General features: G+C 39.0%; 15 protein-coding genes and 1 other annotated feature. Of the genes, 8 read left to right on the plus strand and 7 right to left on the minus strand.

The window, feature by feature from the left end:
* The first annotated feature begins 215 nt into the window (after positions 1-215).
* From QCD85_RS07645 to mtnB, 7 genes are all read left to right on the plus strand, one after another.
* On the plus strand, positions 216-1,436 hold the full coding sequence (locus tag QCD85_RS07645) for a pyridoxal phosphate-dependent aminotransferase (protein ID WP_273612820.1): 1,221 nt from the start codon (positions 216-218) through the stop codon (positions 1,434-1,436).
* 98 nt (positions 1,437-1,534) lie between these two features.
* Positions 1,535-1,761, plus strand: a binding site (T-box leader).
* Between the two features lie 20 nt (positions 1,762-1,781).
* Positions 1,782-2,963, plus strand: coding sequence for a glutamate 5-kinase (proB, locus tag QCD85_RS07650; RefSeq protein WP_441005607.1), 1,182 nt, complete (start codon positions 1,782-1,784; stop codon positions 2,961-2,963).
* Between the two features lie 57 nt (positions 2,964-3,020).
* Positions 3,021-4,268 (plus strand): glutamate-5-semialdehyde dehydrogenase, encoded by a 1,248-nt coding sequence (locus QCD85_RS07655; RefSeq protein ID WP_301262184.1) that lies wholly within the window; start codon positions 3,021-3,023, stop codon positions 4,266-4,268.
* A 197-nt stretch (positions 4,269-4,465) separates the two neighbouring features.
* Complete coding sequence (proC, locus tag QCD85_RS07660; protein ID WP_301262185.1) at positions 4,466-5,335, plus strand: pyrroline-5-carboxylate reductase; 870 nt, start codon at positions 4,466-4,468, stop codon at positions 5,333-5,335.
* Positions 5,332-6,546: a 2,3-diketo-5-methylthiopentyl-1-phosphate enolase gene (locus QCD85_RS07665; RefSeq protein WP_301262186.1), complete on the plus strand. Its 1,215-nt coding sequence runs from the start codon at positions 5,332-5,334 to the stop codon at positions 6,544-6,546. The genes proC and QCD85_RS07665 overlap by 4 nt, the downstream gene beginning before the upstream one ends.
* Positions 6,543-7,220 carry a 2-hydroxy-3-keto-5-methylthiopentenyl-1-phosphate phosphatase gene (locus tag QCD85_RS07670; protein WP_273612825.1) on the plus strand — a complete coding sequence of 226 codons (678 nt, stop codon included), beginning with the start codon at positions 6,543-6,545 and terminating at the stop codon, positions 7,218-7,220. Before QCD85_RS07665 ends, QCD85_RS07670 begins: the two co-directional genes overlap by 4 nt.
* A complete protein-coding gene (mtnB, locus tag QCD85_RS07675; protein WP_301262187.1) occupies positions 7,217-7,861 on the plus strand; it encodes a methylthioribulose 1-phosphate dehydratase in 645 nt (214 codons plus the stop codon). Before QCD85_RS07670 ends, mtnB begins: the two co-directional genes overlap by 4 nt.
* 472 nt (positions 7,862-8,333) lie before the next feature.
* Here mtnB and QCD85_RS07680 read toward each other — a convergent pair whose 3' ends face one another.
* The 7 genes from QCD85_RS07680 to QCD85_RS07710 all read right to left on the minus strand — a co-directional run bounded on the left by QCD85_RS07680 (position 8,334) and on the right by QCD85_RS07710 (position 16,572).
* Positions 8,334-8,765: a LysM peptidoglycan-binding domain-containing protein gene (locus QCD85_RS07680; RefSeq protein WP_301262188.1), complete on the minus strand. Its 432-nt coding sequence runs from the start codon at positions 8,763-8,765 to the stop codon at positions 8,334-8,336.
* Positions 8,766-9,943: 1,178 nt separating this feature from the next.
* On the minus strand, positions 9,944-10,645 hold the full coding sequence (locus QCD85_RS07685) for a DnaD domain-containing protein (protein ID WP_204823557.1): 702 nt from the start codon (positions 10,643-10,645) through the stop codon (positions 9,944-9,946).
* 51 nt (positions 10,646-10,696) lie between these two features.
* The gene (gene asnS / locus QCD85_RS07690) at positions 10,697-11,992 is read right to left on the minus strand and encodes an asparagine--tRNA ligase (RefSeq protein WP_273612829.1); all 1,296 of its coding nucleotides are present in this window, start codon (positions 11,990-11,992) and stop codon (positions 10,697-10,699) included.
* A 218-nt stretch (positions 11,993-12,210) separates the two neighbouring features.
* The gene (locus QCD85_RS07695; RefSeq protein WP_273612830.1) at positions 12,211-13,410 is read right to left on the minus strand and encodes an acetate kinase; all 1,200 of its coding nucleotides are present in this window, start codon (positions 13,408-13,410) and stop codon (positions 12,211-12,213) included.
* Positions 13,407-14,279, minus strand: coding sequence for a 3-hydroxyacyl-CoA dehydrogenase family protein (locus QCD85_RS07700; RefSeq protein WP_274172436.1), 873 nt, complete (start codon positions 14,277-14,279; stop codon positions 13,407-13,409). Before QCD85_RS07700 ends, QCD85_RS07695 begins: the two co-directional genes overlap by 4 nt.
* Positions 14,280-14,542: 263 nt before the next feature.
* Positions 14,543-16,045 carry an AAA family ATPase gene (locus tag QCD85_RS07705; protein ID WP_273612832.1) on the minus strand — a complete coding sequence of 501 codons (1,503 nt, stop codon included), beginning with the start codon at positions 16,043-16,045 and terminating at the stop codon, positions 14,543-14,545.
* The gene (locus tag QCD85_RS07710) at positions 16,045-16,572 is read right to left on the minus strand and encodes a hypothetical protein (protein ID WP_273612833.1); all 528 of its coding nucleotides are present in this window, start codon (positions 16,570-16,572) and stop codon (positions 16,045-16,047) included. Before QCD85_RS07710 ends, QCD85_RS07705 begins: the two co-directional genes overlap by 1 nt.
* Before the next feature lie 362 nt (positions 16,573-16,934).
* On the opposite strand from QCD85_RS07710, the gene QCD85_RS07715 reads away from it, so the two are divergent.
* Positions 16,935-17,966: a sugar ABC transporter substrate-binding protein gene (locus QCD85_RS07715; RefSeq protein ID WP_301262189.1), complete on the plus strand. Its 1,032-nt coding sequence runs from the start codon at positions 16,935-16,937 to the stop codon at positions 17,964-17,966.
* The last annotated feature ends 15 nt before the right edge of the window (positions 17,967-17,981 follow it).

Below are 17,981 nucleotides of genomic sequence, written 5' to 3' on the forward strand. Positions count from 1 at the left end.
TAAATAATAGTACAAATCTGTTCTACTTTTAATGTATCATGAGTTTATTGTTTTTGATATCCTCTATATACCATTAGCTAGGAATAGAAACTAGTTTCTATTCCTTTAAATCTCCTCTATACTGATCGGAAAAATCATGATAGATTAGGAAGACTTGAGTTCTTTTAAAATTGTAGCAATCATAACATGAATTTACCGGATACGGAGTGATAATGATGAACACCCATTCAAACCCTAACTCAACAACAAATAACGTGCCAAGTATATCTATTACACCTGCTAGTGTGATGAACCAATTGCCAGAACAGTTTTTTGCGAAACTTGTACAAAATGTGAATCGTCAGGTTGCCGCAGGACATGACGTTATTAATTTGGGACAAGGCAACCCGGATCAACCTACACCTGCGCATATTGTTGAAGAATTACGTGAAGCCGCAGGCAATCCCCAATATCACAAATACTCTCCTTTTTCAGGTTATTCTTTTTTGAAAGAAGCGGCCGCGCAACGTTATAAGGAAGATTATAATGTCGATCTTGATCCTGAGACTGAAGTGGCTATCTTATTCGGTGGCAAAACAGGGCTGATTGAAATAAGTCAGATCATGCTAGAGCAAGGAGATATCTGCCTTGTCCCTGATCCGGGATACCCTGATTATTGGTCTGGTGTCGCTTTATCCGGTGCAGAGATGTCATTTATGCCTTTAACAGAAGAAAATAAATATTTGCCAGATTACAGTGCTATTGCACCTGAAGTATTAGAAAAAGCCAAGCTGATGTTTCTTAATTATCCGAATAATCCGACATCTGCTACAGCTCCTTACTCTTTCTATGAAGAAACAGTACAATTTGCAGCCAAACATAATATTGTAGTTGCCAGCGATTTTGCTTATGGGGCAATTGGATTTGACGACGAACAACCGGTTAGCTTTTTACAGATTCCCGGTGCCAAAGAAGTCGGTGTCGAGTTTTATACGTTGTCCAAAACATACAATATGGCAGGTTGGCGGGTTGCTTTTGCTCTAGGAAATAAAGAGATTATTCGCCTGATCAACTTGATGCAAGATCATGTGTATGTGAGTTTGTTTGGAGGTATTCAAGCGGCGGCAGCCAAAGCTTTGACCGATTCTCAACAATGTGTAACTGATCTAGTCGCTACCTATGAATCCCGCCGGAATGCTTTTTTTGCGGAATTGGAAAAAATCGGTTGGGAAGCAAAAGCGCCTAAAGGCTCGTTCTTTGCATGGCTACCTACACCTAACGGAATGGGTTCAGAAGAATTTGCAACCTTATTACTGGAAAAAGCACATGTTGCTGTAGCTCCAGGAGTTGGCTTCGGCACCAAAGGTGAAGGATATGTGCGTATCGGTCTACTCACTTCAGAAGAACGATTGCAAGAAGCAGTTCGCCGAATTGGGAAGCTAGACTTATTCAAATAAGATTCAAGTGTGTGATGCGGTGCTTGGCAAAAGCGCTTGATCATGCTATTCTAGTTTGCAACAGTTAGCGTGACTTTGATGCACGTTATCGATATGAATCAATCGTGATGACGGGAACAGTACGTAAGCCCGCGGTGTGTATAGAGAGTGAATCCCAGAGGCTGAAAGGATTCGCCACCAGCTCTTACCGAAACCTACCCCCGAGCTTTTAGCGCCTATAACGCTGAACGGATACCTACCGTTATCTTGGACAAGTAAGCCGGATAGAATGATAGAGTCTATCAATAAAGGTGGTACCGCGGAAGCTCAGACTTTCGTCCTTTGCATCGTATAATGATGTAGAGGATGAAAGTCTTTTTTGTCTATATTTTCAAGAAATATCATAGTAAGTCAGGCAGTTATAAAGGAGTGATACGATTGTCAAATCAGCGTATTGTTGTCAAGATTGGGAGCAGCTCGCTAACCGGATCACAAGGAGGACTCGATCATCAAGCTGTTGATTTTTTTGCAGATGAGATCGCATCATTACAACATGCAGGCTACTCTGTTCTGTTAGTCACTTCTGGAGCAGTAGCAGCAGGTTTTAGAGAAATTGGGTATCATTCACGCCCCAAATTATTACACGAAAAGCAAGCCGCCGCATCGGTCGGTCAAGCGCTATTAATGCGTGATTATCAACAAGCTTTTGCCCGTCATGGGATTGTCAGTGGACAGATTTTGTTAACACGCAGTGATTTTAATAATCGTAAGCGTACAGGTAATGCGACGATGACGATCGAAGAATTGCTCAAGCAAGGAGTTATCCCTATTTTTAACGAAAATGATACAGTGTCTGTCGATGAATTAAAATTCGGCGATAATGATACCTTATCTGCACTTGTGGCAAATCTAGCTCGTGCTTCGCAATTAGTTATTTTGACAGATATGGAAGGATTGTATAGCGCAGATCCACGTCATGATCCTACAGCTACACGATACGATCGAATCGATGAGATTACTGATGAGATCTATGCAGTTGCTGGAGGTTCAGGTTCAGCAGTAGGTACAGGCGGAATGCGCTCCAAGCTTGATGCTGCCAAAATCGCTACTCGTGGCGGTGTACCTGTCTTTGTCGGTCGTGTACGCGAAGTCGGCGATCTCAAAGCTGCGATTGATCATCATGGCAAAGGCACTTATTTTGCTACTCATGTGTCTGCTCTTTCGATCAAAAAACAATGGCTTGGATTTTTATCAACTCCGCTTGGTACGCTAATTGTCGATGATGGAGCAGCCTATGCATTGAGTCGTGAGAATCGTAGCCTATTGCCTGTCGGGATCAAGCAAGTCGAAGGACAATTCCATGCCGGTGATGTTATTGAAGTTGTTAATCTTCAACGTGAAGTACTTGGTCGAGGTATCGTCAATTATGACCATGATCAATTACAATTAATCTGTGGTCTTCCAAGCTCTGAAATATCTACACGATTAGGTATTGAAGATATCCACCGATTAGAAGCTGTCCATCGAGATGAATGGGTTTCTTTATAATGATTGATTTGTACGTGAACTGATTATGACTGATTATGATAGAGGAGGTTTTTTATTATGAGTGAAGTAGTAGACAAGTCCACTCTTGCCAAACAAGCTTCGACTAGACTCGGAGCACTATCGACTCAAGACAAAAACGAAGCATTGCTTAGGATGGCAAAAGCATTAATTTCTCATACCGATGAGATTATTACAGCAAATATAGAAGATTTGGAACATGGACGTGCGCAAGGAACTTCTGAATCTATGTTAGACCGCTTGCGTCTGGATAGCGTACGTATTGAAGGCATTGCTTCTGCTTTACGCCAAATCGCTGATCTGGATGATCCTATCGGTGAGCTATTAGAAACACTAGAACGTCCAAATGGATTAATTATCGAAAAGATTCGCGTTCCTATTGGTGTGATTGGCATTATCTATGAAGCTCGTCCTAATGTGACTGTAGATGCCGCAGGATTATCGCTCAAAACAGGAAATGCAGTCGTGTTGCGCGGTGGTTCAGCCGCACTTTCATCCAACCGCAAAATAGTAGAGATTCTCCATCAAGCCTTAGAACAATCCGCTATTCCACATGATGCTTTACAACTGATCGAAGATGCTGATCGTGCTTCTGTCAATGAAATGATGAAGCTTAACGGTATTATAGATGTGATTATTCCGCGTGGTGGTCATTCGCTAATCCAAAATGTTGTGCAAAATTCTACAGTTCCTGTTATTGAGACTGGCGCTGGGATTTGTCATACTTTTATCGATGCGACAGCAGATCATCAAATGGCGCAAGATATCGCTATCAATGCTAAAGTACAACGTCCTTCAGTCTGTAATTCGATGGAAACCCTGTTGGTGCATACCGATTACGATCAGACTGCTCTTATAACACTTGCAGAAGCGCTACGCCAGGATCAAGTAGAGATTCGTGGATGTGCACTTACACGTGAACGCATTTCATGGGCACATGAAGCAACAGAACAAGATTACGCTACCGAGTATAGCGACTATATTCTCAATATCAAAATCGTAGCCGACCTTGATGAAGCTCTGGAACATATCGCGACTTATAGCACAAAGCATTCAGAATGTATCGTGACGGCTGATGAAGAAAATGCAAAACGATTTATGCAAGAAGTCGATGCGGCAGCTGTATATCATAACGCTTCTACTCGCTTCACCGATGGATTTGAATTTGGATTTGGCGCAGAGATTGGTATTAGCACACAAAAGTTACATGCTCGTGGTCCTATGGGATTGCCTGCTCTTACTTCTACCAAATATCGTATTTACGGAAACGGTCAAATTCGTCAATAATATAAATATGAAATTGCCAAGCGCGTGACGTAAGATATTTTGCTTTGCAAAAATCATGTTTTGATTTAACTAAAAGATAGCGCGCTTATATTGCCAAGCGCGTGACGTAAGATATTTTGCTTTGCAAAAATCATGTTTGATTTGACTAGAAGATAGCGCGCTTATATTGCCAAGCGCTTGAAAGGATGGATATAACGATGAGTCACCCTCAATCGATGCAAACGTTAATAACAGAACCTGTTTGTTTTTATGGATCAGGGTCTATGGCAGAAGCTATTTTACGAGGTCTAGTGAATCGTGCTGTAGTGGTTCCAGATCAAGTGACGATGCTGAATCGTGGTAATCAAGATCGTTTGAATTATTTAGTTCAACGTTATGGCGTATCTGTAGCTGGAGAAGAATCGGCGCGTGTTGCTGCTTTACAACAATCCAAAGTTATTGTACTTGCGATGAAGCCTGTCGATGCGGCTAATGCGCTTCGTCAATTAGGACCTACATTAACAGAAGATCAACTTGTTGTATCTGTGATTGCAGGCTTGGAAGTAGCAACGATCCAGCATCTACTGGGTCGCAAGCAACCTGTAGCACGTACAATGCCTAATACGTCTAGCAGTATTGGACTTGGAGCGACAGGTCTTGTCTTTTCCGAAGAAGTCACTCTAAAACAACGTCAATTGGTTCATCATTTATTTGAAGCGGTCGGTACTGTAACCGAGATTGAAGAATCGCAAATGGAAACATTGACTGGTATTTCTGGAAGTGGGCCTGCATACATTTATTATGTGATGGAATCAATGATTCGAGCAGGAGTCGAAGGCGGATTATCAGCGGAACAAGCACGTGAGCTGACTGTTCAGACAGTGATCGGCGCTTCTCATATGGTACAACAGACTGGAGAAGAACCTGCTGCTTTACGTGCCAAAGTCACTTCACCTAATGGATCAACCGCAGCCGCTATCAAAGTATTTGAAGAGGCTCATATGCAAGAAACGATTATGCGTGCTGTAGAACGCTGTGCAGAACGTTCCCGCGAGATGGGCGCTGCACTCAAGGAGGACAATTCATGAGTTACTGTATCGCTTCTTATCGTTGTTACGATAGCAAAGCTGATTTTCATAAAAAAGCATCTTCGATTGCAATCGGAATGACTGTCGGTAGCTGGACAGAATTACCTGCTGCCAAGCAACAATCAATGAAAAAACATCTGGGTGAAGTTATTTCAGTAGATGTGCATGAATCAGAGCAAGGTGAGCGGTATGCGGATATTCAGATCGCTTATCCTGATGCTAATTTTAGCTCGGATATCCCTGCTCTACTTATTACAGTGTTTGGTAAAATTTCGATGGATGGTCAGATCAAATTAACCAATTTACAATTTTCAGATACCTTTTTAAAAGCTTTTACAGGGCCTAAATTTGGTATTGAAGGTGTACGCCGTATTCTTGGTATTCCTGAACGTCCATTATTGATGAGTATTTTCAAATCGGTTATCGGTCATGATCTGGATGAATTAACACGTCAATTTACCGCACAAGCGTTAGGTGGCGTCGATCTGATTAAAGATGATGAGATTTTGTTCGAAAATGATTTAACACCGATTGAAAAGCGGGTAGCGGCTTGCCGTAAAGCTGCGGATGATGTACAAGCTCAAACTGGTAAAAAAGTACTTTATGCTGCTAACTTAACCGGTCATACTTTTCATCTAAAAGAACAAGCCAAAAAAGCGATTGATTCCGGCGCTAATGCACTTTTACTTAATGTATTAGCTTATGGATATGATGTTCTTCATGAACTGGCACGTGATCCTGAAATTAATATCCCAATCATGGCGCATCCATCGCTTGCAGGAGCGTATTATCCTTCGCCTTATTATGGAATCTCTGCTTCGGTATTGCTCGGTCAATTGATGCGTATTGCGGGCGCTGATCTGGTACTATTCCCTTCTCCTTATGGCTCTGTTGTAATGCCTAAAGAAGAAAATATGGCTATTCGCGAGCAACTGGTTTCTCCAGAACTGCCTTTCCAGCATAGCTTTCCTGTACCATCAGCCGGGATTCATCCAGGGCTTGTACCGTTGATTTTAAAAGACTTTGGCAATGAAGTGATCATTAATGCAGGTGGCGGTATTCATGGTCATCCAGAAGGTGCTAGCGCTGGCGGTAAAGCGTTCCAACAAGCTATTGATGCTGCACTAGCAGGTACTTCGCTGGCTGATTATGCCGCTCAAGGACATCATGAACTTAGACAAGCATTAGAACTTTGGGGTGGAGAACGATGAGTGTAAGTAAACAACCGATTATTTTTTGTGATTTTGATGGAACGATTACGAATTCAGATAATATTGTCGCTATTATGAAGCACTTCTCCCCTCCTGGTTATGAGAAAATTATGAATGAAGTCGTAGGAGGACAGCGCTCAATTCGTGATGGTGTAGGCAAGATGTTTGCACTACTTCCTTCTTCACAAAAGCAAGAAATTGTTGATTATGTGATGAGCACAGCGGGGATTCGTGAAGGATTTAGCGATTTTCTAGCTTTGGTTCATCGTCATCAAGTTCCTTTTTATGTGACTAGCGGTGGAATCGACTTTTTCTTAAAACCATTATTAGCACCTTTTGATATTGCAGAAGATCATATTTTCTGTAATGGTTCTGATTTTAGTGGCGAGTACATTCAGATTGTATGGACACATCCTTGTGATGAACATTGTCAAAATGATTGCGGAATGTGCAAAACAACAGTCATGCGTCAATTCTCACCGGATCAATACGAGCGTATATTGATTGGTGACAGCCTAACCGATTTTGAAGGAGCTAAGATTGCAGATCTAGTCTACTCCCGCTCTGTATTAACAGATAAATGTGTAGAATTAGGTGTAGATCATGTACCTTTCCATACGTTTCATGATATTATTTCAGATTTTGGACAAAGAATAGGAGCGATACATTCATGAGTTTTGTTAATATCCCTTTAGAGCATAAGCAAGCAACATTACAAGAGCTTAGTGGCATCAAAGAGCAATTTGCCGCAAGACATTGGTTTCCAGGTACAAGTGGTAACTTATCGCTACGTGTAGGCGATTATACGCCTGAGAACTTCCATTTCGCGATCACAGCTAGTGGAAAAGATAAATCAGTAAGCACGCCATCCGACTTCTTATTTGTCGATCAAGATGGACGTCCATGTGAGACTACAGGATTGAAGCCAAGTGCAGAGACATTGATTCATTGCGAAATTTATCGTGAAACAGGTTGCGGAGCTGTTTTCCATGTGCATACTGTATTTAACAATCTAGTGAGCGAATACTTCGGTGAACAAGGCGCAGTACCAATACAAGGACTTGAATTAATCAAAGCGTTCAATATCTGGGAAGAAAATGCGGCAATTACGATTCCTGTATTACCTAACTATGCTGAAATCCCTAAAATTGCAGAGTTAGTACAGGGTGTGTTAAATCAATCTATTCCAGGTATTCTTCTACGTGGACATGGTATCTATGCATGGGGTAAAAATGCGTTTGAAGCAAAACGACATCTTGAAGCATTTGAATTTATTTTCGAGTATATTTATCGTGATTTACTACTGAGAAAATAATACAGGTCTCTGGCTATTTTTAGATAATCGCCAAAATGATAACAAGATCTATAAGCGAACTAATGGTATTGCTCAGTGATTTCACGAATATCAGTTGTGTATTGATTCTGATCCGTTCGGGTTTAGCACTTAGATACGGATCAGAATCGTATTTTTTCACAAATGAAGCGTTATCATTTTGGAAATATTTGAAAAAAACGTACAAAAAAGCTGACATTAACTATAATGTCAGCTTTTTTTGTATGTAAAACACAAATAGTTGTTGCCCTTCATTACAAATACCCGTATACTGATTATAAATTAATAACAAGCAAACAGATCAACTGAGTTATCTGCATTCCTTGACTTAAATATGTTGCATTTCGTATAAGAAATACCATAATAGAAACCATCTATGGCAGTAGATGGCTTCATGTATATCTTTATTGGTATTTTTCTATCCTATGCTCTTGGCCGATCAGATGGATAAATCTTATTTTTGCGGAATAGTCAATTGGTATCCAGCTGGAAGAAGATTGTTAGCAGCAATCAACTCATCTACAGTTACACCATATTGAGCAGCGATTTCAGTAAGGCTAGCACCTTGTGGAACAACTACAGTTACGTTTGTTTTAGCTTGAGTTTCAGTAGCAGGTGTCTTAGCGGCATCTGTTTTTTCTTGTTCTGGAGCAGTTGTTGTTTCGTTAGAAGAACCGAACATTGCATTTACTTGTGCAGATACAGCAGCTTGGTAAGCAGCGTTGTCAGCACGTTTTTCTGCTTTATCTTTGTTTTTCTCATGGTTAGATTCGTTACTTGCAGCAGATACTTGGTGTGCTCCCAAAGGTGCTACTACAGATACTGCTCCCAAACTTGCTGCTACTACTGTAGACAATAATACTTTTTGAATTTTGCTGTTCATCATTTTGTATCTCTCCTAATTGAATGTTTTATTTTGTATTACTCTGTGTTACGTGTTTATCTTGATTTTAGATCACTCTATACTCTAACCACTTTAGCTTGTTATGAATAATTATGAGGTAGTAGTCATGTATTTGTAAGTATTCAGTACTTGTTTATCAGGGCAAAAGTAACTTTACTCCTATTTCAAATAAATTGCAACCCTACTGAAATTGATTTTATTATATTTTGCAAAATTAAATGTGCACAAAGAATAGAAACATACCTAATTAGTTTAGCGCTTACATTTTTAATAAACTTTTTTCCAATTTAATATTTACTGTATATTTTTTCACATTCCGTTTACATTTCTGATTTCCTTCTCTTTTGTCCATAATATGTACACATTTTCGTATTTGTGTTATATAAAGTGACATGAAAGTTCATAATTATATAAAAATAGTTTCATATAGTTACTTTAAATAAGGTTATTTTCTTAGATTCATCTTCTCATTCCTTCCAAAGATCTTTCTTTTTTATTTGTTAACCTACATAAACCCCTTTGATAGCCTATACTTGTTTGTTTATATGTTAACATTTTTCATCTATTATTCATTTTTAAGTATCACCTTATGATATTACTCCTCATGTCATATATATCTCACACCTAAGTAGCTAACTATAATTTATGTTACTCTCACATTTAGTCAAACTCCTTTTTCCCAAATATAGGATAATGTATAATTATACTTTTATATGAATATTAAATCTAAAATATAAATTAATTATCTTTCTTGATATCACCTCTGAAAATGTACAAAAAACAATGATTTCATAACGAAAAAAAATTTAAAAATATTTTTTAAAATCTTATTTTTCCGTATGTTTTGATGTTATTTTCATTAGTTTTAATCGCGACTATACTATCTTTTTCTGTATCGTGTATCTTATTATTTTAAAAATATGATGCTGTATAATTTCGTATGTACGTTATATTTTGATAGTTATGACGTAAGTATATTTTAATACAGTGCTATGATCTGAGGAAAAAGCTTTTATCCGATCATAGTTAAACCTAATATATTTGTACATATGATAAAAAAAGGCTATCTCCTCGAATACATATCGGGAAATAGCCTTCTTTGGCTCTGACTCTATCTATAAGGTTATACTTTTGCTTCATGTACAATAGATACTTTTCACTTACCGTTGACGGAATTTTTGGGTATGTGCACGAGCGTCTTCTACGGTGCGTACACGATTCCGATTCCATTCTAGTAAAATACGATCAATGTATCTGAAATGAAGCTTACCAGCAAATACAGCTTCTTTGAGCGCCATTAGAATCAATTCTTCTGCATACCGATCCTGATCAATCCAACTTGAGATGGTTTCACATTCCATCGGAGATAATGGACGAGCGAATTCTTTTTCAAAAATGATAAAAAGGTTCCGTTCGTTTTCTGCTTGCTTATCCGCTTTGGACATTGGTTTAACTGGTTCTGGTAATACGTCTGAAGAATCGATACGATCTTGTTGCTCTGTCGCCAGTACAGTCCCCAGTTTCTCATACAATCCGCTTAGATCATAACGCTCATAGCGAATGCCTGTTAACGGGTCTTCTTCATCCTCAATCAAAATAAATCCTGACTTCATTAACTTCTGGATACGAGTAGCGATCAATGAAGCATCTGCTCCTGTTCGCCACTGTAGTTCTTCAAGTGTCGGGAATTCATTATTTTCAACTTGTCGAAAAGATAGAATTTGAATGAGCAACATTGCTTCCGCATCATCCAGATCTAATGCCTGATAATATTTGAGCAATGCATACGGCACATTCGCTGTCTGCAAACCCAAAGCAAAGGCAGCACCTTTAGACCAGGACTTCCATTGTTCTCCGCCCATGTGATTCACCCTTTCTATTGCTCTACGATTAGACATCATCCTACGTAGAGACTAAGGGTACAGACGGTACAACATACGTGGGAAGGCAATCGTTTCGCGGACATGATCCAATCCACAAATCCATGCCACTGTACGTTCTAGACCTAGACCGAAGCCAGAATGCGGTACACTTCCGTATGTGCGTAGATCCAAATACCATTTATAAGCTTCTTCTGTCAGGTTATGCTCTTCAAAACGCTGTTTCATTAATTCTGGATCGTCGATACGTTGTGATCCACCAATAATCTCTCCATATCCTTCAGGTGCGATCATATCTGCACACAATACTACTTCAGGACGTTCAGGATCAGGTTTCATATAGAATGCTTTGATATCTTTAGGATAATTGGTGATAAATACAGGCTTGTCATACGCTTCAGCAATCGCTGTTTCGTGCGGCGCACCAAAGTCATTACCCCAAGGAATATCGAAATCTTTACCTTTTAAGAACTCAATCGCTTCGTCATAAGAGATACGTGGGAATGGCGCTTGAATATTTTCCAATTTGGAAATATCGCGCTCCAATGTTTCCAACTCTGTACGACAGTTTTTAAGAACAGATTGTACGACATATGATACAAATTGTTCTTGCACACGTAGACTTTCTTCATGATCGGTAAATGCCATTTCAGGCTCGATCATCCAGAACTCGATCAAGTGACGACGTGTTTTGGATTTTTCAGCACGGAATGTAGGGCCAAATGAATATACTTTACCCAGTGCCATAGCTGCTGCTTCCATATACAACTGTCCACTTTGTGTTAGATATGCATCTTCATCAAAGTATTTGATATGGAACAATTCTGTAGAATCTTCTGCCGCAGACGGTGTCAAGATTGGTGGATCGACTTTGGTAAATCCGTTAGTGTTGAAAAATTCTTGTACCGCACGAATAATTTCAGCACGAATTACCATAACCGCACGCTGTCTATTCGAACGTAACCATAGATGACGATGATCCATTAAGAAATCAGTACCATGTTCTTTGGGTGTAATCGGATAGTTTTCAGTTAAATGAATAATTTCGATGCCTGTAACAGTCATCTCATATCCAGATTTACTGCGTGGTTCTTCACGAATAATACCTGTTACATACAAAGAGCTTTCTTGTGTTAGGCTTTTCGCATCGTTCCACAATTCTTCAGACACTTCGCTTTTTACAACAACGCCTTGAATATATCCTGTACCATCACGTAATTGTAAAAACTGAATTTTACCGCTAGAGCGCTTATTGTTGATCCATGCGCCAATCGTGACAGTCTGTTCAACATGCTCATTTACTTTTTTTATAACGGTTTTGGTAGACATTTATATACTCTCCCTTTTGCTTATTGAGCAACATCAATGAAATAGGTAATGACTACAAGCGATTTTCAGCAAGAAATCAAAGCAAAAAACGACTTTGCTTTGATTTCTACTGAGAAGCTTTTATATTATCATTATTCAAATCATTTGAATAACATCCATTTACCTATTTTAAATCATTATACAATAAACATCTGCTTGTTTATGATCTATTATGTTGCTTACTTTTGAATCAACTTGTACGTATCACGTGCAATAACAAGCTCTTCATTCGTAGGAACAACCAGTACTTCTACTTTGGAATCCGGTGTAGAAATACGACGTGGATCACCAGAACGGATTTTGTTCAATTCTGGATCCAATTTTACACCAAGATATGTTAAGTTTTCGCATACTTTTTCACGAACGATTGCAGAGTTTTCACCGATACCTGCGGTAAAGACGATAACATCTACACCGTCCATAGCAGCTACATACGAACCGATGTATTTACGTAAACGATATTCAAACATTTCAAAAGCAAGTGTTGAATTAGCATCGCCTTCTGCCATAGCATCTGTAATTTCACGCATATCACTGCTTGAACCAGAAATCGCCATAAGTCCACTATGTTTGTTCAACATAAAGTTAACTTCACCGATACTGAGTTCTTCTTTGTTCATTACATAAGGTACGATCGCTGGATCAAGGTCACCACTACGTGTACCCATGATTAGACCTTCAAGCGGTGTCATTCCCATTGATGTATCTACAGAGATACCGTCTTTAACAGCTGTTAAGCTACCACCGTTACCGATATGGCAAGTGATTACTTTAAGCTCTTTTAAAGGACGTTTAAGGTATTCAGCCGCTGCAAGACTTACATAATAATGAGACGTGCCGTGGAATCCATAACGACGTACTTTATGTTTTTTGTAAAGTACTTTAGGAATAGCATACAAATATGCTTTTTCAGGCATCGTTTGGTGGAATGCTGTATCAAATACAACAACCTGCGGTACGTCAGGCATATTCAACTCAACCGCTTCAATCCCCATGATATGAGCAGGGTTATGAAGAGGAGCAAGATCGAATAAGCGACGAATTTCTTTTTTCACATCTTTGTCTACAAGCACAGATTCTTTAAATGATTCTGCCCCTTGTACTACACGGTGACCTACAGCATCAATTTCGTCTACAGATTGCATAACACCATGTTTTGCATCTGTTAAGCTTTCGAGTACACGACGAATCGCAATTGTATGATCTAGAATTTCGCTTACAGTGTTGTATTCTTCGCCGCCTGTAGGCTCATGAACAAGGATAGAAGAATCCATTCCGATTCGTTCTACGCGTCCTTTGGCTAGAACACTTTCGTCTGTCATGTTGTACAACTGGTATTTTAGAGAAGAACTACCTGCATTAATTACGAGTACTTTCATATCCGGTCACCATCCTTGTCATACTTGAAGAATCCTTCGCCTGTTTTCACGCCAAGACTACCTGCACGAACCATTTTTTTCAAAATGATCGCCGGACGATATTTCAACTCTCCGTATTCGCGGAACATACGCTCAAGTGCTGCATTTACTGAATCCAGTCCGAAACGGTCAGCCATTTCAAGCGGGCCATATTGGAATTGGTAACCAATGCGCATCGAATCATCGATATCTTCAGCAGAAGCTACGCCTTCTTCAAGTACATGCAATGCTTCATTGATCAATAAACAAATAATACGGCTTGTTACAAATCCAGGAGATTCGTAAACCATGATTCCGCGTTTGTTTACTGTTTGCTCAATAAAGTTTTTTGTCACTTCAAACGTTTGATCGGATGTACGAAGACCACGAATGATTTCTACAAGATCAATTTTGGATACTGGATAAATAAAGTGCATTCCAATAACACGTTCCGGATACATCGTTGAACTCGCAAGTTCTGTTAAGCTCAGTGTAGATGTGTTACTTGCTAGAATAACGCTGCTTGGACATACTTGGTCCAATTGAGCAAATACTTCTTTTTTCGCTTCTGGATCTTCACTGATTGTTTCAATAACAAGTTCACATGTACCCAGGTCTGCAAAATGAGTCACTTTAGTGATTTTGGACAAAATCAATTTTTTCTCTGCTTGAGTTAATGCCCATTTTTCCATTTGCTTGTCTAGACTTGTCTCAATCATATCCCAAGCATGGTTCAGCTTGTCCTGTGTTTTCTCAACAAGTAATACCTCGATGCCCTTTTTAGCAAGCATTTCAGAAATACCTTGTCCCATTGTACCGCCGCCGATAACGCCGACTTTTTTAAAATTCATGGTTTCTTTCCACCCTTCCAATATTCATAAAGTGTACAGACTATATATGCTCAGCCTATATCCTTTGAAGCCTTCTATTCGTTGTTGTGTCTTCTCTAGCTTGCCTTTATACAAAATACATAGATACTTCAAAACCAATCTTGTGTACTTGCGTATTGAAGCCGAAAAAATCAAAACATAATGTCAGGCTTTGATATACTCTCCAACATCTAATAATAGCGTAGCGCAGGCAAAAAGTAAAAAAAAAGTACCAGCATTTTAAATTATGCTGGTACATTTGAACTTTTATTGAACTGTTGTCGAAATTGTTCGCCGGATAACACTTCTTCTTTTAACAAAATGTCTAAAGATGTGTCAAAAATAAGGCGACGACTATCTAGAATTTCTTTGGTACGTCTGGTTAAATCTTCTAAAATTGCATTATTTTCTTTCATAATTTGCTCTTTAGGAACCATATTCATACTGACGATGCCAAGCTTCGTAAGACCGGATTCCATCATTGTCTGAACAATATTGAGCGCTTGATCGAAATCGCCTCTAGAACCTGTACTGCGTCCTTCATAATACATTTCTTCAGCAGCAGCTCCGCCAAGAGCAATCATAATTTGCTCTTCCAAAAATGGCTTCGTATACAAGTATTGCTCTTGTGCAGGATTGTGACGTACATAACCTAGTGCTTGTCCACGTGGACTAAGTGCGACTTGCCCTACACTACCCGGACGAACCACTTCTGCCATAATCGCATGTCCTAGTTCATGAATCGCTACACGACGTTTTTCTTCAATACTGGATTCACGATCTGTTTTTTCACCCATCATAACTTTATCAATCGCCATCGATAAATGACTTTGTAAAATATGATCTGCATTTTGACGCATCGCATAAATAGCGCCTTCATTCATTACACTTTCCAATTGAGCACCAGAGAAACCATACGCTTCTTCTGCCAATTTATCTAGATCGGTTTCTTTTGCAAGCGGTTTGTTCGCTGCATGAAGTTCTAGAATGTGTTTACGACCTTTTTTATCAGGTAGATCCACTTGAATATGACGATCAAAACGACCTGGACGTAACAATGCACTATCCAGCATTTCTTTACGGTTAGTAGCAGCAATAATCAAAATACGTGGTGCTTCATTGCTATAAATTCCATCCATTTCGGTCAACAACTGATTCAGCGTCTGATCATACTCTCGTTGTTGTCCACCTTCACGTTTACCACCAATAACATCTATTTCATCGATAAAAATAATCGCGCTTTGCTTATTTTCTTTGGCAGCACGTGTACGAGCATCTTTGAACAAATCACGAATACGTCCTGCACCAACACCAACATACATTTCTACAAATTCACTACCAGACGCACTGACAAATACAGAATCAGTATAATGAGCAGCAGCTTTTGCCATTAATGTTTTACCTGTCCCCGGAGGACCTGTAAGCAGTATTCCTTTTAACGGACGAATTCCGAATTTGTTCATTTCATCATGACGTACTAGAAAATCAAGAGCTTCACGTAATTCACGCTTCGCATTATCCTGACCACCAATTTGTTCAAATGTTAATTTAAGTGGGCCATTTTTTTTACGTTTACGTTCTTGCGCAGCACCAACAGCTAAGCCACCACGCATTTGCATCACCAAGAATGTTCCACCTACTAGAGCAGCAATCAACAACAACGGTAAAATATTATATCCTACAAAAATAAGAAAAATTAACAAGACCGGCACAAATCCAACAACAATCTCTTTTGTCCATTTAGGCATTAGGCGCTTCCTCCTGTGACTTGAGAATTACGTGGCAAGATCAGGAATTTGCTTCCCTTCCCATTGCTCAAAGATACGTATACGTTACGTTCATCCATTTCTGCTTTAACTTGAATATTTTTATTTTGTTGCATGATACTTTCAACAGTTTCCGGAATTTCAGTATATTTTTGTGTAGCCATTGCTTGAGAAACAGAGAACATTGCATTTTCCCATACTTTGTCGAGTTCTGTATTCGAGTGATCTGTTACTTCTAATTGGAGTGTACGTGTACCCCAGATATCGGTTCCTTGCTTATTCAAAGTCTGTACCAAACCACCTAAATCTGCAGAAGGAGCAAGATCGAGTTTCAACATGACTTCTTTTGGGTTAATACTAATATGAGAGGCATTTACCCCAGGATAGTTCTGTACAATTTTCGTAAGTGGACTGTAGAGAGTCAACTGACGATACGTAAACCATCCACCAAATAATACAGTGGCAGATACGATGACTGTTATAAAAATAGGCATGACACGGAGTTTCATATACGTCCTCCTTTAATGTAGTAAACACGGTGTACATAACAACATATATTTTACTTCGGTATTTTAGCGGCTATCGGTAACAGTAAATAGATAGGTTTTTTGGTGTGTTTACAATTATTCATCTATATATAGTATATCATACGTGTTTTTTGATTTCTAATACCGCTACTTTTAGATACCAGAGTAGCGGTATTTTCATTTATCTATTCCTTTCTTAGTAGAATTTAAATCGGCTCTAACAAAACCCTTACCCTTTGTCGATAATGCCTTTATAATCTTGTCACATTTTGTCTTTATTTTAGATAATGCACAAAATGTAAACGTTATATTCGTTTGAAAATGACTAGTATGGAGGTTAGATAATGCGCCTATGGTTTAAGTATCCCCCTATTTTGTTGGCAGTAGCTCTTCTTATGTTGATGGCAGGTTGTTCTTTAACTTCATCTGTAAGTCCTAATTCCTCAACTTCTACTGCATCTACTTCCACTACTACTGAAGCAACACCCACAACTACGACTAACACAACTACAACAGGAAAAGTCACTATTGGAGTATCTATCCCAGATATGAATGACCGTTTTATCAGTTATGTAGCAGCCGGCATGGAAAGTTATGCTAAAAAACATCCTGATGTGAATGTGATTTATGCTGATGCCAAAAATGATGCTTCTACTCAACTTCAACAAATCAAAGAATTTATTGCGCAAGATGTCAAAGCTATTGCTTTTCTACCAATGGACCCCTCGATTTCAAAAACGATTGTTGATCTAGCCAATCAAGCGAATATCCCGATTGTAGCCGTCAATCGTACTTTCAAAGAATTAGATACTCTCACTTCTTATGTAGGTTCAGATTCATTAACCGCTGGTAAGCTTCAGATGAATGAAGTCGCCAAGCTTTTGGGCGGAAAAGGCAATATTGCTATTATGGATGGCGATATGGGTAGTGATGCACAGGTTAACCGTACCCAGGGAAATAAAGACGTTATCGCTAAATACCCTAATATGAAAATTGTTTTTGAAGAAACAGCGAATTATGATCGTGCTAAAAGTATGGCACTAATGGCCAAATGGTTGGCATCCGGTCAACAAATTGATGCGGTTGTTGCCAATAATGATGAAATGATTATTGGGGCTATTCTTGCAACTCAAATTAATGGAAAAGATCAAAATATTGTATTTGCAGGTGTAGATGGTACGATGGATGCTTTGAATTTTATGAAAGCTAATAAATTAAAAGTTACCGTTTTTCAAAATGCATCGGCTCAAGGTAGTCAAGGTCTTCAAACAGCAATAGAAGCTGCTAATGGTAAACAAGTTCCTAAAGAAATCAGCATTCCTTATGAACTGATTACCCCAGCTAATGAAGAAAAGTATATAGCGAAATGGAAATAAGTATATATGAAGGAG

The sequence above is a fragment of the Paenibacillus sp. PsM32 genome (genome assembly GCF_030433815.1).
GTDB classification, from domain to species: domain Bacteria; phylum Bacillota; class Bacilli; order Paenibacillales; family Paenibacillaceae; genus Saccharibacillus; species Saccharibacillus kyungheensis.

Excerpts from the sequence above, each read along its gene's own strand:
- QCD85_RS07645 (WP_273612820.1), top strand. The coding sequence starts at position 216 with ATGAACACCCATTCAAACCCTAACTCAACAACAAATAACGTGCCAAGT.
- proB (WP_441005607.1), top strand. The coding sequence starts at position 1,782 with ATGAAAGTCTTTTTTGTCTATATTTTCAAGAAATATCATAGTAAGTCA.
- QCD85_RS07655 (WP_301262184.1), top strand. The coding sequence starts at position 3,021 with ATGAGTGAAGTAGTAGACAAGTCCACTCTTGCCAAACAAGCTTCGACT.
- proC (WP_301262185.1), top strand. The coding sequence starts at position 4,466 with ATGAGTCACCCTCAATCGATGCAAACGTTAATAACAGAACCTGTTTGT.
- QCD85_RS07665 (WP_301262186.1), top strand. The coding sequence starts at position 5,332 with ATGAGTTACTGTATCGCTTCTTATCGTTGTTACGATAGCAAAGCTGAT.
- QCD85_RS07670 (WP_273612825.1), top strand. The coding sequence starts at position 6,543 with ATGAGTGTAAGTAAACAACCGATTATTTTTTGTGATTTTGATGGAACG.
- mtnB (WP_301262187.1), top strand. The coding sequence starts at position 7,217 with ATGAGTTTTGTTAATATCCCTTTAGAGCATAAGCAAGCAACATTACAA.
- QCD85_RS07680 (WP_301262188.1), bottom strand. The coding sequence starts at position 8,765 with ATGATGAACAGCAAAATTCAAAAAGTATTATTGTCTACAGTAGTAGCA.
- QCD85_RS07685 (WP_204823557.1), bottom strand. The coding sequence starts at position 10,645 with ATGGGCGGAGAACAATGGAAGTCCTGGTCTAAAGGTGCTGCCTTTGCT.
- asnS (WP_273612829.1), bottom strand. The coding sequence starts at position 11,992 with ATGTCTACCAAAACCGTTATAAAAAAAGTAAATGAGCATGTTGAACAG.
- QCD85_RS07695 (WP_273612830.1), bottom strand. The coding sequence starts at position 13,410 with ATGAAAGTACTCGTAATTAATGCAGGTAGTTCTTCTCTAAAATACCAG.
- QCD85_RS07700 (WP_274172436.1), bottom strand. The coding sequence starts at position 14,279 with ATGAATTTTAAAAAAGTCGGCGTTATCGGCGGCGGTACAATGGGACAA.
- QCD85_RS07705 (WP_273612832.1), bottom strand. The coding sequence starts at position 16,045 with ATGCCTAAATGGACAAAAGAGATTGTTGTTGGATTTGTGCCGGTCTTG.
- QCD85_RS07710 (WP_273612833.1), bottom strand. The coding sequence starts at position 16,572 with ATGAAACTCCGTGTCATGCCTATTTTTATAACAGTCATCGTATCTGCC.
- QCD85_RS07715 (WP_301262189.1), top strand. The coding sequence starts at position 16,935 with ATGCGCCTATGGTTTAAGTATCCCCCTATTTTGTTGGCAGTAGCTCTT.